Annotated in this window: 13 protein-coding genes; 8 read left to right on the top strand and 5 right to left on the bottom strand. The window is 65.5% G+C overall.

The genetic code is table 11. The annotated features are described in order from the left end of the window. Positions 1-12: 12 nt before the first annotated feature. The 5 genes from ACMHYJ_RS09325 to dacB form a co-directional block, all read right to left on the bottom strand. Positions 13-354, bottom strand: coding sequence for a hypothetical protein (locus tag ACMHYJ_RS09325; protein WP_414245902.1), 342 nt, complete (start codon positions 352-354; stop codon positions 13-15). Next, positions 351-788 carry a phage holin family protein gene (locus ACMHYJ_RS09320; protein WP_414245901.1) on the bottom strand — a complete coding sequence of 146 codons (438 nt, stop codon included), beginning with the start codon at positions 786-788 and terminating at the stop codon, positions 351-353. The genes ACMHYJ_RS09325 and ACMHYJ_RS09320 overlap by 4 nt, the downstream gene beginning before the upstream one ends. A gap of 8 nt (positions 789-796) precedes the next feature. Beyond that, a complete protein-coding gene (locus ACMHYJ_RS09315) occupies positions 797-1,120 on the bottom strand; it encodes a DUF883 family protein (protein ID WP_414245900.1) in 324 nt (107 codons plus the stop codon). Positions 1,121-1,366: 246 nt separating this feature from the next. Continuing rightward, positions 1,367-2,005, bottom strand: a complete 639-nt coding sequence (gene upp, locus ACMHYJ_RS09310; protein WP_414245899.1) for a uracil phosphoribosyltransferase — start codon at positions 2,003-2,005, stop codon at positions 1,367-1,369. Positions 2,006-2,169: 164 nt separating this feature from the next. After that, on the bottom strand, positions 2,170-3,582 hold the full coding sequence (gene dacB / locus ACMHYJ_RS09305) for a D-alanyl-D-alanine carboxypeptidase/D-alanyl-D-alanine-endopeptidase (protein ID WP_414246030.1): 1,413 nt from the start codon (positions 3,580-3,582) through the stop codon (positions 2,170-2,172). Between the two features lie 284 nt (positions 3,583-3,866). Between dacB and queA the strand changes: the two genes are divergently transcribed. The 8 genes from queA to ybeY all read left to right on the top strand — a co-directional run bounded on the left by queA (position 3,867) and on the right by ybeY (position 13,068). Beyond that, positions 3,867-5,042, top strand: a complete 1,176-nt coding sequence (queA, locus tag ACMHYJ_RS09300) for a tRNA preQ1(34) S-adenosylmethionine ribosyltransferase-isomerase QueA (protein ID WP_414245898.1) — start codon at positions 3,867-3,869, stop codon at positions 5,040-5,042. Beyond that, positions 5,039-6,175 carry a tRNA guanosine(34) transglycosylase Tgt gene (tgt, locus tag ACMHYJ_RS09295; RefSeq protein WP_414245897.1) on the top strand — a complete coding sequence of 379 codons (1,137 nt, stop codon included), beginning with the start codon at positions 5,039-5,041 and terminating at the stop codon, positions 6,173-6,175. The genes queA and tgt overlap by 4 nt, the downstream gene beginning before the upstream one ends. A gap of 91 nt (positions 6,176-6,266) precedes the next feature. Further along, positions 6,267-6,614, top strand: coding sequence for a preprotein translocase subunit YajC (gene yajC / locus ACMHYJ_RS09290; RefSeq protein WP_414245896.1), 348 nt, complete (start codon positions 6,267-6,269; stop codon positions 6,612-6,614). Between the two features lie 93 nt (positions 6,615-6,707). Next, positions 6,708-8,579: a protein translocase subunit SecD gene (gene secD / locus ACMHYJ_RS09285; protein WP_414245895.1), complete on the top strand. Its 1,872-nt coding sequence runs from the start codon at positions 6,708-6,710 to the stop codon at positions 8,577-8,579. Positions 8,580-8,591: 12 nt separating this feature from the next. Further along, entirely contained in the window at positions 8,592-9,527 is a 936-nt protein-coding gene (gene secF / locus ACMHYJ_RS09280) for a protein translocase subunit SecF (RefSeq protein ID WP_414245894.1), read from the top strand. A 688-nt stretch (positions 9,528-10,215) separates the two neighbouring features. Next, complete coding sequence (gene miaB, locus ACMHYJ_RS09275; RefSeq protein WP_414246029.1) at positions 10,216-11,580, top strand: tRNA (N6-isopentenyl adenosine(37)-C2)-methylthiotransferase MiaB; 1,365 nt, start codon at positions 10,216-10,218, stop codon at positions 11,578-11,580. Then, positions 11,577-12,593 (top strand): PhoH family protein, encoded by a 1,017-nt coding sequence (locus ACMHYJ_RS09270; protein ID WP_414245893.1) that lies wholly within the window; start codon positions 11,577-11,579, stop codon positions 12,591-12,593. Before miaB ends, ACMHYJ_RS09270 begins: the two co-directional genes overlap by 4 nt. After that, positions 12,583-13,068: an rRNA maturation RNase YbeY gene (ybeY, locus tag ACMHYJ_RS09265; RefSeq protein WP_414245892.1), complete on the top strand. Its 486-nt coding sequence runs from the start codon at positions 12,583-12,585 to the stop codon at positions 13,066-13,068. The genes ACMHYJ_RS09270 and ybeY overlap by 11 nt, the downstream gene beginning before the upstream one ends. Positions 13,069-13,145: the final 77 nt, after the last annotated feature.

The following is a 13,145-nucleotide window of genomic DNA, read 5'->3' as shown; positions in this document are numbered from 1 at the left end:
CCGCAGGCGGGATCAACGCGTCCCGGCGGGCGGCTTGCGCTTGCCCAGCCAGACCAGACCGGCGATGAGGGCGGCTTTAAGCGCCACGCGGCGACGGCCCGGGGTGCCCGCGACGGATCCCAGCAAAGACAGCACCATGGGGTAACGGCGCAGCAGGCCCACGCCCGCGCGCACCCATCCCAGGCCGGCGGCCCCGAGATGATCCTGGGCCTGGCCCAGCCAGGTCGCGGGCTGCAGGTGGCCCGCTACCCGGCAGGCGCTGCGCGCCCAGGCCTGGCGCTGGTAGGCCGCCCGCAAGCGCAGGACTTCGATGGCCAGCTGGCGCGGGGTGGCGTCCGCATCGGCAGGTTTCATGGGATATCCTCGGTTGTGGGGGCCGTGGCGGCGCCCGGGGCGGCCGCGGGCCGGGGCGCGACGGCGGAGGCCGCGGGCCGCAGGGCCTGCGCATCCTGGCGCAGAACATCCAGGGTGACGGCGAACAGCGGCGCGTCGCGCCGCAGCCGGCGCACCAGCCAGAAAGCCAGGCCCGCCCCCAGCACCGCATACACGCCCGCCAAGCCGACCAGCGCCAGATAGCGCTGTTCGGTGGGCCAGGCCCACAGCGCCAGGGCCAGGCTGGCCACCAGCAGGGCCAGCAAAATGAAAATGCCGGCCAGAAACAGCACCGCCAGACGGCACAACAGGCGGTCACGGGCCTGCAGGGCTTCGAGGCCGGCGAGTTCCAGCCGGGTGGCCGCCAGATCCAGCGTCTGGCCGGCGAGATCCTGCAAAGCGTGCTTGATGGCCATGGACGCGACTAGCGGCGCGACAGCAAAGCGCCCAGCAGCAAGCCCGCCACCCCGGCCACCCCCACCGCCTTCCAGGGGTTTTCCTGAACGTACTCGTCGGTGTCGTGGACGACCTTGCGCCCATGCTCGACCAGGGAGGCCTGGGTATCGGACAAAGCGGCGCGGCTCTTGTCCAGGGCATCCAACGCGCGGGCGCGCAGATCGGCGGCCTTGTCGCCGGTGGCGTCGGCGGCTTCGCGCAACAGGCGTTCGGCCTGATCCAGACTGGATTTCAGGTCTTCGATCAGGGCGTCGCCAGTGGTTTGTGTGGCAATGGGTTTGCGAGTGGCCATGAAGGACTCCTTGGTTAAGTATCGACAGGGTTTATCCTAACCGATCCCCGCCAGGAAAAAGTTAAAAAGTACGACGGACAGGGTGCCCGCACCCGCATTCGCTACTCGCATCCGCATCCGCATCCGCATCCGCATCCGCATCCGCATCCGCAGCGGACAGCGTGCCGTGAAAAAGCGGCCTGGACAGCCGCTGGCCTTGGCCGGGCAGACGCCCGTGCCTACAGCCGATTGGCGGCCGGCGGCGGATCAATCCGGTTTTTGCCGCGTGCCGAAGATGCGGTCGCCCGCGTCGCCCAGGCCCGGAATGATATAGCCGTCGTCATTCAGATGGCTGTCGATGGAGGCCGTATAAATGTGCACGTCCGGGTGGGCCTTTTCAACGGCGGCGATGCCTTCGGGGGCCGCCACCAGCACCAGCGCGCGGACATTGCGGCTACCCGCCTGCTTGAGCATGTCGATGGCCGCCACCATCGACCCGCCCGTGGCCAGCATGGGGTCCACAATCAAGGCCAGGCGCTGATCCAGCTGCCCCACCAGCTTTTCCAGATAGGGTTGAGCCTGCAGGGTTTCTTCGTTGCGGGCGATGCCCACGGCGCTGACTTTGGCCCCGGGAATCAGGTTGAGCACGCCATCCAGCATGCCGATCCCGGCGCGCAAAATGGGCACAACCGTAACTTTCTTGCCCGCCAGCTTTTCGACGTCCAGGTCGCCCGCCCAGCCGGTGATGCGGGCGGGTTCCAGCGGCAGATCCTTGGTGGCCTCGTAGGTCAGCAGCGAACCGATCTCCTGGGCCATTTCGCGGAAATTCTTGGTACTCAGGTCGGCGCGGCGCATGAGCCCCAGCTTGTGGCGGATCAGGGGGTGGCGGATTTCATGGATAGGCATGGTGGGCAGGGGGGGAAAGTAATCAATGGATACCAGAAAGTAGTTTAACCCCCGGCTTGCCGGGCCGGCGGCGGCCGGGCAAACCGGGGCCGCAACGCGTCCGGCGGCCTTAGTGTGCTGTTTGGCTAATTCAATCTGAATACACGAACTAACCCAACAGGACACTACCGGCTGGCCAGCCAGCGCACCAGGGCATCGTCGAACGGCTGCACGGCCCCGGCCTGGGGGTGGTTGACCAGGCTGACCAGGATATAGCGCTTGCCGCTGGCTCCCCGGACGTAGCCCGCCAGGGCCTTGGCATCGCGCAAAGTGCCGGTCTTGACGTGCGCCTGGCCCCGGGTATCGTCGCTGCGCAGGCGGCGGCGCATGGTGCCGTCCATCCCGGCAATCGCCAGGGACGAGACAAATTCGGGCATCATGGCCGAGCGCCAGGCCACATCCAGCATCTGCGCCAGCCCGTGGGCGGTGACCCGCCCCTGGCGCGACAGGCCCGAGCCATTGTCCAGCACCCAGCCCGCCGTATCCACCTGCTGGTTTCTCAGCACCTGCGCAACGGCCTGGCCGCCGCTGGCCACGGTCGCCCCCGGCCCGTTGAGTTCAGCCCCCAGGGTCAGCAGCAGCATGCGCGCCATGACATTGTTGCTGCGCTTGTTGATCAGACGGATGACCTCGGCCAGGGATTCGGAATCCAGGGCCGCCAGGACTTCGGCCCGGGCGGGCGCCTTGCCCTGAGAGAACCCGCGCGACAAGGTTCCGCCCAATTCGCGCCACAGCAGGCGAAACAAGGTCTCGAAATGATCGGCCTGCGACGCCGCCAGCCGGTACAGGCTGAAGTCGCCGCACGCCCCATAGGCCTGGCCGCTGACGCGGATGGTGGCCGTCGCCCCCTGGATTTGGGTATCGGCGGCGAAATTGCGGGCCGGTTTGCAGCGTCCGTCCAGCCATTCCAGGCGGCCTTCAATGCGCACATTGCGCGTGGGTGGATCGGTGACCGGCACCCATTGGCGGTGCTCCGCATCCGCCTGGAACAGAATCCGGGTCGCCCCGAAGCCCACCATCATGGCGTCCGGGCTGGCGTTGTAGGGCCGATCGGGCGAATCGTCGAAATCGCCGGGGTCGATTTCCACCTGGCCAAAAATGCTGCGGTCCACGATGACCTCGGACAGGTTCTTGACCCCGCGCAGGCGCAATTCGCGCAGTCCGTTCCAGAGGTCTTCGATCGTGAATAAAGGGTCGCCCGAAGCCTGCACGTACAGCGGCCCCTGCAGGCTGCCCTGGGCGTCGATCTTCGCCCCGTCATTGGCCAGGAAACGGGTCTGCCAGGTGTAGTCCGGCCCCAGGGCCGACAGGGCGGCCCAGGTGGTGACGGTCTTCATGACCGAGGCCGGATTGCGCGGCTGGCCGGCATTGATGCTGGCCACCACCGGGCCGCCGGCCTCGCGGATTTCCAGAGACAAGGCGGAATCCGGCAACTTGGTGGCTTTCCAGACTTTTTGCAATTCGGGCGGCAGGGCCTGGGCCGACACGGCGGCGGCCGCCACGGCGGACAGCCCGCAGACGGCCAGCCACCGGCGCACCGACTGGGCAAAAAACGCGAATGGGGTCCGGCGCGGGCCGGGTGCGGGGTTCGGTTGCACGGTGAGACTCATCCCTGTCGGCGAAAAATCATCAGCATAATCCAAGAACGGGTTCCCTCCCCGCCTCTGCCTGGCTTTGGGCGATCCGCCAAACTTCGGGCATGCTTTTGGCGGCAGTCTAAAATAAGCGCGCCCTTGCGCCCCGCACACGCGCCGCCGACGCCGGATGCGGACGCCCGACGGGCTCTCCATGCACCCACCCTTTTTCTCGAACACCCCCGACCGTGCCCACCCTGCCCCCCATCGCCGACCTCGACCTGGCCGACTTCGACTACCCCCTGCCCCCCGAATTGATCGCCCAGCACCCCGCCGAGCGCCGCGACGCCAGCCGCCTGCTGCACCTGGACGCGGCAGGCGGCCTGCACGACCGGCAATTCACCGATCTGCCCAGCCTGCTGCGGGCGGGCGACCTGCTGGTGTTCAACGACACACGGGTCATCAAGGCGCGCCTGCGCGGCCACAAGGCCAGCGGCGGGCAGGTGGAAGTGCTGGTCGAACGCATCCTGGATGCCCGGCGCGCCCTGGCGCACGTGCGCGCCAGCAAATCGCCCCGGCCCGGCACCCGCCTGCGCCTGGGGGCCGCAAGCGGCGGCCCGACGATGCCTGGCGCAACGGACGGCAACGCGGGGGCGCCCGCCCGCCCGCCGCACGCCCCTGAAACGGACGCCGACGCGGCGGCGGCGGCAACAGCCGCACCGGACGGCTTCGACGTCGAAGTCCTGGGCCGTCGGGATGAACTCTTTGAACTGGCCTTCCCGGCCGCCGTGCTGGATTTGCTGGCGCAGTACGGCAGTGTCCCCCTGCCCCCCTATATCAGCCACCGCGCGGACGACGAGGACGAAGCCCGCTACCAGACCGTGTATGCCGAAAAACCCGGCGCGGTCGCCGCCCCGACCGCCGGGCTGCACTTCGATCAGGCCATGCTGGCGCGGCTGCGGGCCATGGGGGTGGATCAGGCTTTCGTGACCCTGCACGTCGGGGCCGGCACCTTCCAGCCCGTGCGCGCGGCACACCTCCGCGACCACGTCATGCACGCCGAACGCTATGATGTGCCCGCCGAAACGCTGCGAAAAATCCACGCCACCCGCGCCCGGGGCGGCCGCGTGATTGCCGTGGGCACCACCAGCGTGCGCTCGCTGGAAGCCGCCGCCCTGGACGGCGATGGGCTGCACCGCACCCAGGGCGACACGCGCCTGTTCATCACGCCGGGCTACCGCTTCGCCAGCATCGACGCACTGATCACCAACTTCCACCTGCCGCAATCCACCCTGCTGATGCTTGTCTCGGCCTTGGCCGGCATGCAGCCCATCCAGCGGGCCTACGCGCACGCCGTACAATCGCGCTATCGTTTCTTCAGCTATGGCGACGCCATGTTCATCGAGGCCGCCCCCATCCCATGACCGGACTGCAATTCCAACTGCTGCGCACCGACGGCCTTGCCCGACGCGGCCGCATCACCCTGAACCACGGGGTCGTGCAAACCCCCATCTTCATGCCCGTGGGCACTTATGGCAGCGTCAAGGCCATGCTGCCGCACGAACTCACCGACATCGGCGCCCAGATCGTGCTGGGCAACACCTTTCACCTGTGGCTGCGTCCCGGCACCGATATCCTGGATCGGCACGGCGGCCTGCACGGCTTCATGCAATGGGACAAGCCCATCCTGACGGATTCCGGCGGATTCCAGGTATTCAGCCTGGACAGCATGCGCAAGATCACCGAAGACGGCGTGCGTTTCGCCTCGCCCATCGACGGTTCGCGCCAGTTCCTGTCGCCCGAGGAATCCATGCGCATCCAGCGCAGCCTGAATTCCGACATCGTGATGGTGCTGGACGAGTGCACGCCCTACCAGATCGACGGGCGGCCGGCCACCCACGAAGAAGCCGCCGCCTCCATGCGCATGTCGCTGCGCTGGGCCAGGCGCTCGCGCCAGGCCTTCGACGACCTGCAAAACCCCAATGCCCTGTTCGGCATCATCCAGGGCGGCATGTACGAAGACCTGCGCGACGAATCCCTGGCCGGTCTGGCCGACATCGGCTTCGAGGGCTACGCCATCGGCGGTCTGTCCGTGGGCGAACCCAAGGCCGACATGATGCGCGTGCTGGCCCATGTGGCCCCGCGCATGCCCGCCCAGGCCCCGCGCTACCTGATGGGGGTCGGCACGCCCGAAGACCTGGTCGAAGGCGTGCGCCAGGGGGTGGACATGTTCGACTGCGTCATGCCCACCCGCAACGCCCGCAACGGCTGGCTGTTCACCCGCTACGGCGACATCAAGATCCGCAATGCGCGCTACCGCGACGACACCCGCCCGCTGGACCCTGGCTGCCACTGCCACACCTGCCGGCATTTCTCTCGATCGTACCTGCACCACCTGCAGCGCGTGGGCGAAATCACCGGGGCCCGCCTGAATACCCTGCACAACCTGCACTACTACCTGAACCTGATGGCCGAGATGCGCGGCGCCATCGAAGAAAACCGTTTTGAAGCCTGGCGGGCCGCCTTCAACCAGGATCGCGCGCGCGGCATCGACTAGGTTTTCTTACACCGATACGGTGGATACCGCTACAATCAAGAGTTAATCTTTGATTATCCGCTTAACCAACCCCCGTTCCCCAGGAGATTTCATGTCCCTAGTCGACACCCTGACTCTGTTGCCGGCCCAGGCCGCCGGCGCCGACGCCGCCGGCGGCCTGATGGGCATGCTGCCCATCATCCTGATGTTCGTCATCTTGTATTTCCTGATGATCCGGCCGCAAATGAAACGCCAGAAAGAGCAGAAAAAAATGGTCGAAGCCCTGGCCAAAGGCGACGAGATCATCATGTCCGGCGGCCTGCTGGGCAAGATCAGCAAAGTGCACGACAACTACCTGACCGTCGAAATCGCCCAATCCGGCGACAAGGCCATCGAATCCATCGTGCAGCGCAATGCCGTGACTTCCGTCCTGCCCAAGGGCACCATCAAGTCGCTCTGATTCGCCCCATCCGGCGCGGCGGCGTGCCCCGCTGTACACGCAGCCCCAGCACGCGCGGCGCCCGGTCTTTTCCGCTTTTCCTCACGACCGACCATGAATCGCTATCCCCTCTGGAAGTACCTCATCGTGCTGGCCGCCGTCCTGATCGGCGTGCTGTACACGCTGCCCAATCTTTACGGGGAATCCCCCGCCGTGCAAATCGCGGGCGCGAAGACGTCGGTCAAGATCGACCAGGACACGCTGGCCAAGGCCAACGGCATTCTCGACCAGGCCGGCATCCAGCCCACCGCGGGCACCTTCGAGATGAACGGCCCCGTCGGCACGGTGCGCCTGCGCTTCGATTCCACGGACACGCAGCTCAAGGCCAAGGACACCCTGGAAAGCGCGCTCAACACCGACCCCAAGAACCCGGACTACACGGTGGCCCTGAACCTGATGTCGGCCTCGCCCAATTGGCTGACGGCCATCGGCGCCCACCCCATGTACCTGGGGCTGGATCTACGCGGCGGGGTGCATTTTCTGCTGCAGGTGGATCTGGAAGGCGCGCTGACCAGCCGCTACGATTCCATGGCGGGCGAAGTCCGCACCACCCTGCGCGACAACAAGCTGTCCTTTGAAGACGTCGAGCGCAACCAGCAATCCGTGCGCGCCAGCTTCGCCGCCCAGGATGCCCGCGACGCCGCCCTCGATGCGCTGCGCCGCACCATGCCCGAGATGGATTTCACCACCGGGCAATCCGGCAACGCCTGGCTGCTGGACGGCAAGCTGAATGCCACCGCCATCACCCAGGTGCAGAACAACGCCCTGAAGCAAAACATCCAGACCCTGCACAACCGCATCAACGAACTGGGCGTGGCCGAGCCCGTCATCCAGCAGCAGGGCGGCGACCGCATCGTGGTGCAGTTGCCCGGCGTACAGGACGTGGCCAAGGCCAAGGAAATCCTGGGGCGCACCGCCACCCTGGAAATCCACATGGTGGACGACTCCCCCGCCGCCACGGCCGCCCTGCAATCGGGGCGCGTGCCCTTCGGCCTGGTGCGCTACACCGACCGCGACGGCCGTCCCCTGCTGTTGCGCCGCCAGGTCATCCTGACCGGCGAAAACCTGCAGGACGCCCAGCCGGGGCGCGACCAGCAAACCCAGGAACCCACCGTCAACCTGACCCTGGATTCCAAGGGCGCGCGCATTTTCCGGGACGTCACCCGCGACAACATCGGCAAGCGCATGGCCATCGTGCTGTTTGAAAACGGCAAGGGCGAAGTCGTCACCGCGCCGGTGATCCGCTCCGAAATCCCGGGCGGGCAGGTGCAGATATCCGGCAGCATGACGGCCCAGGAAGCCGCCGACGTGTCCCTGCTGCTGCGCGCCGGGTCGCTGGCCGCCCCCATGCACATCATCGAAGAACGCACCATCGGCCCCAGCCTGGGCGCGGCCAACATCAAGCAGGGCTTCGACTCCACCCTGTACGGCTTCACCGCCATCGCCATCTTCATCATCGCCTACTACCATCTGTTCGGCCTGTTCTCCACGCTGGGCCTGTCCTTCAACGTGCTGCTGCTGCTGGCCGTGCTGTCCATGCTGCAGGCCACCCTCACCCTGCCCGGCATCGCCGCCATCGCGCTGACCCTGGGCATGGCCATCGACGCCAACGTGCTGATCAACGAGCGCATCCGCGAAGAACTGCGGGCGGGCCTGTCGCCGCAGCAAGCCATCCACCTGGGCTTCGACCGCGCCTGGGCCACGATTTTCGACTCCAACCTGACCAGCCTGATCGTGGGGATCGCCCTGCTGACGTTCGGCACCGGGCCGGTGCGCGGCTTTGCCGTGGTGCACTGCATCGGTATCCTGACCTCGATGTTCTCGTCCGTGGTGGGGGTGCGCGCCCTGGCCAACCTGTATTACGGGCGCAAGCGCAAGCTCAAGTCGATTTCCATCGGCCAAATCTGGAAACCCAATCAGGACTAATCAGGATTCATCATGGAATTTTTCCGCATCCATCGCACCATCCCGTTCATGCGGCATGCGCTGATCCTGAACATCATCAGCCTGCTGACTTTCCTGGCCGCCGTCTTTTTCATCGCCACCCGGGGCTTTCACCTGTCGATTGAGTTCACCGGCGGCACGGTAATGGAGGTTCACTACAGCCAGACGGCGCCGGTGGCCGACATCCGCACCGCCCTCGACGCCCTGGGCTACACCGATTTCCAGGTGCAGAACTTCGGCACCTCGCAAGACGTCATGATCCGCCTGCCCGTGCGCGCTGGCGAGGACACCGCCGCGCAAAGCCAGGCCGTCATGCAGGCCCTGCAGGCCCAGCAAGCGGACGTCCAACTGCGCCGGGTGGAATTCGTCGGCCCGCAGGTGGGCGAAGAACTGCTGCACAACGGCTTGATGGCGCTGCTGTTCGTGGTCGTGGGCATCATGCTGTATTTGGCGGTGCGCTTCGAATGGAAGCTGGCAGCCTCGTGCGCTATCGCCAACCTGCACGACGTGGTGATCATCCTGGGGTTTTTCGCCTTTTTCCAGTGGGAGTTCTCGCTGCCCGTGCTGGCCGGGGTGCTGGCCGTGCTGGGGTATTCGGTCAACGAGTCCGTGGTGGTGATGGACCGTATCCGCGAAAATTTCCGCAAGCAGCGCAAAGCCTCGGTGCGCGAGATCATCAATAATTCCATCACGCAGAATATCTCCCGCACCATCATCACCCACGGCTCCACCCAGATGATGGTGCTGTCCATGTTCTTCTTCGGCGGCCCCACCCTGCACAACTTCTCGCTGGCCCTGACCATCGGGATCTGGTTCGGGATCTATTCCTCGGTGTTCGTCGCCGCCGCCCTGGCCATGTGGATGGGCATCCGCCGCGAAGATCTGGTCAAGCCGGTCAAAAAAGAAGGCGCCGAAGTGGAATTGGGATGAGATCGGACACGGGACAGTCCCAATGGACTGTCCCGTGCCGATCGAATCGGAGTGCCCTGCAGGGCACTCCGTGGGGGGCGCTGCGATTCTAAGCAATTCCCATCCTCTCCCCTGCGGGCTGTTTTCCGCAGGAATCATGCGAGGACATCAGCAAAGCCCGGCATCATCATCGAGTAGCAAAAAGCCCAACCGATAATTTTATCCATGAAAGAACCAACAGCATTAACAGCATTTTTACCCATAATCGCTGTTTTTATAGTTTGCTATTTTCTGCACAAAATTTTCAAAAAAGGAAAAATATGGCGAAACACTTTAACGATTAAAGAGTATTTAGAAAAATACCCGCATTGCAACACCGGAAATGGCATTAAATGCGTGCGATGTGGATCAAAAAGCATTCGGAACTTCGGTTGGGATAATGCAACCAGCACCAAAAGAATTTTTATCTGCAACCACTGCAATGGACGACTCTACCGAAACAACGGTTAACCGCAAACATGGCGTAAAATGCCAGATTGTCCATCTTTACGCCCTCGGGATATAAACCCGCCCCGGCACGCCCATCATGCAAGACACCCCCGTGCGCCGTCCCGGCGTCATCCCCGCTTCCCGCGAATCCGCCGAACACCTGAAAGACCAGGCCTGGCGCCAGGCCCAGGACGAAACTCTGGCCGGCCTGCTGCAGCCCATGCAGCCGGGCCAGCACAAAAAATTGTTCATCCGCACCTTCGGCTGCCAGATGAACGAATACGACTCCGAAAAAATGGTGGACATCCTGCGCGCCGCCCAAGGGGTCGAACTCACCGATACGCCCGACGACGCCGACATCATCTTGTTCAACACCTGTTCGGTGCGCGAAAAGGCCCAGGAAAAAGTCTTTTCCGATCTGGGCCGCGTGCAGCACCTGAAACAGGCCAAACCCGGCCTGGTGATCGGTGTGGGCGGCTGCGTGGCCAGCCAGGAAGGCGAGGCCATCGTGCGCCGCGCCCCCTATGTGGACGTCGTCTTCGGCCCGCAGACGCTGCACCGCCTGCCCGAACTCATCGACCGCCGCCGCGCCACGGGCCAATCCCAGGTGGACATTTCCTTCCCCCTGATCGAAAAATTCGACGCCCTGCCCCCCGCCCGGGTGGAAGGCCCCGCCGCCTATGTGTCCATCATGGAAGGCTGTAGCAAATACTGCAGCTTCTGCGTGGTGCCCTACACGCGGGGGGCCGAGGTCTCGCGCCCCTTCGACGACGTGCTGACCGAGATCGCCGACCTGGCCGACCAGGGCGTGCGCGAAGTCACCCTGCTGGGACAAAATGTCAACGCCTACCGGGGCCCCCTGGGGGAAACCGGCGAAATCGCCGACTTCGCCATGCTGCTGGACTACGTGCACGACATCCCCGGCATCGAGCGTATCCGCTACACGACATCGCACCCCAAGGAAATGACCGCCCGGCTCATCGAGGCGCATGGCCGCCTGCCCAAGCTGGTGCCGTTTCTGCATCTGCCGGTGCAGGCGGGCAGCGACCGCGTGCTGGCCGCCATGAAACGCGGCTATACCGCCCTGGAATACAAATCCATCATCCGCCGCCTGAAGGCCGCCCGTCCCGACATCACCCTGTCGTCCGATTTCATCATCGGCTTTCCCGGCGAAACCGAGGAAGACTTCCAGAAAACCATGGATCTCGTGCGCCACGTGGGCTTCGACCAGTCCTTTTCGTTCGTCTACTCCAAGCGCCCCGGCACCCCGGCCGCCGACCTCGACGACCCCGTTCCCCAGGCCGAGAAACTGGATCGCCTGCACCGCCTGCAGGCGCTCATCAATGAACAGGCGGCGGCCTACAGCCAGGCCATGGTGGGCGGCATCCAGCGCCTGCTGGTCGAAGGCCCATCCAAGAAAGACCCGGCCGACATGAAAGGCCGCACCGAAAACAACCGCATCGTCAACTTCGCCGGGCAGGCGCGCCTGATCGGCCAGATGGTGGACGTGCGCATCACGCAGGCGCTGACCAACACCCTGCGCGGCGAAATCGTCACCGCCGAAACCAACGGTATCCGCGCATGAGCGCCCCGCGTCCCAACGCCACGGGCAATCGCCCGCTGGCCCTTCAACTGATGGGCGGCAACGCCCAACTGGCCAATCTATGCGGCCCGCTGGACGAAAACCTGCGCCAGATCGAACAGGCCCACGACGTCACCATCAGCCGCCGGGGCAACCGCTTCAGCATCCGCGGCGCCCGGGCCGCCGAAACCCGCCAGGCCCTGCGCTGGTTCCACGAACAGGCCACCCGGCAGCCCCTGTCGCTGGACGATCTGCAACTGGGGCTGATCGAACTGGGCAACCGGGACGCCGCCCCCCCGGCCGCAGAGGCCAGGCCGTTGCCGGATCTGCCCCCGGTGGACGACGAAGACGGCTTCGCCCTGCGCACCCGGAAGTCCGACCTGCGCCCGCGCACGCCACGCCAGCGCGACTATCTGAAAGCCATCCTGAGCCACGACGTGACCTTCGGCGTGGGGCCCGCAGGCACCGGCAAGACCTGGCTGGCCGTGGCCTGCGCCATCGACGCGCTGGAACGCGAATCCGTGGCCCGCCTGGTGCTGACCCGGCCGGCCGTCGAAGCCGGCGAACGTCTGGGCTTTCTGCCGGGCGATCTGGTTCAGAAGGTCGATCCCTACCTGCGGCCGCTGTACGACGCCCTGTACGATCTGCTGGGCTTTGAAAAAACCCAGCGGCTGTTTGAAAAACAGACCATCGAGATCGCCCCGCTGGCCTATATGCGCGGGCGCACCCTGAACCACGCTTTCATCATCCTGGACGAAGCCCAGAACACCACGCCGGAACAAATGAAAATGTTCCTGACGCGCATCGGTTTCGGCAGCAAGGCCGTCATCAACGGCGACCCTTCCCAGGTGGATTTGCCCAAGAACCACCAAAGCGGCCTGCTGCACGCGCTGGACGTGCTGGACGGCGTGCCGGGCATCGCCCAGACCCGCTTCACCAGCCACGACGTGGTGCGCCACCCGCTGGTGGCGAAAATCGTGGACGCCTACGAAAAGGCGGGCGACCATGTATCCTGATTTTTCGCTCGGCATCCAGTATGCCGCCCCCGCGCCCGAACTGCCCCGCTGGCGCCTGCGCCGCTGGGTGGGCCGGGCGCTGGGCGCGGCGCTGGCCGCCCCGGATCCGCGCGCGGGCCAGCCGGTCGCCCTGACCTTGCGCCTGGTGGATGCCGACGAAGGCAAAAGCCTGAACGCCGCCTGGCGGCAACGCGACTACGCCACCAATGTCCTCACCTTCGAATACGGCGCGGATCCATCCGGCCTGATCAGCGGCGACATCGTGCTGTGCGTCCCGGTCTTGCGGCAAGAAGCCGCGGAACACGGCAAGACCCTGCGGCAGCACGCCGCCCACCTGGTGACCCACGGGGTGCTGCACGCCCTGGGCTACGACCACATCGAACCAGACGACGCGACGCGCATGGAAGCCCTGGAAACCGCCATCCTGACGGCCCAGGGCATCCCCGACCCCTACGGCACCTTTGATCAAACCTGACCGAAGATACCCTGCCGGTTCGCCGGCGGATGCCGCCGGCCGGCCGCCGCGATTTGCTTGTCGCCCGCGGATTTTCG

The sequence above is a fragment of the Castellaniella hirudinis genome (genome assembly GCF_047468865.1).
Classification (GTDB): Bacteria; Pseudomonadota; Gammaproteobacteria; order Burkholderiales; family Burkholderiaceae_B; genus Castellaniella; species Castellaniella hirudinis_A.
Note: the sequence above shows the minus strand (reverse complement) of the source record. Positions and strands in the feature narration are given on the sequence as shown.

Coding starts and splice junctions, on each gene's coding strand:
- ACMHYJ_RS09325 (WP_414245902.1), bottom strand. CDS start 354: ATGAAACCTGCCGATGCGGACGCCACCCCGCGCCAGCTGGCCATCGAA.
- ACMHYJ_RS09320 (WP_414245901.1), bottom strand. CDS start 788: ATGGCCATCAAGCACGCTTTGCAGGATCTCGCCGGCCAGACGCTGGAT.
- ACMHYJ_RS09315 (WP_414245900.1), bottom strand. CDS start 1,120: ATGGCCACTCGCAAACCCATTGCCACACAAACCACTGGCGACGCCCTG.
- upp (WP_414245899.1), bottom strand. CDS start 2,005: ATGCCTATCCATGAAATCCGCCACCCCCTGATCCGCCACAAGCTGGGG.
- tgt (WP_414245897.1), top strand. CDS start 5,039: ATGACCGGACTGCAATTCCAACTGCTGCGCACCGACGGCCTTGCCCGA.
- yajC (WP_414245896.1), top strand. CDS start 6,267: ATGTCCCTAGTCGACACCCTGACTCTGTTGCCGGCCCAGGCCGCCGGC.
- secD (WP_414245895.1), top strand. CDS start 6,708: ATGAATCGCTATCCCCTCTGGAAGTACCTCATCGTGCTGGCCGCCGTC.
- secF (WP_414245894.1), top strand. CDS start 8,592: ATGGAATTTTTCCGCATCCATCGCACCATCCCGTTCATGCGGCATGCG.
- miaB (WP_414246029.1), top strand. CDS start 10,216: ATGCAGCCGGGCCAGCACAAAAAATTGTTCATCCGCACCTTCGGCTGC.
- ACMHYJ_RS09270 (WP_414245893.1), top strand. CDS start 11,577: ATGAGCGCCCCGCGTCCCAACGCCACGGGCAATCGCCCGCTGGCCCTT.
- ybeY (WP_414245892.1), top strand. CDS start 12,583: ATGTATCCTGATTTTTCGCTCGGCATCCAGTATGCCGCCCCCGCGCCC.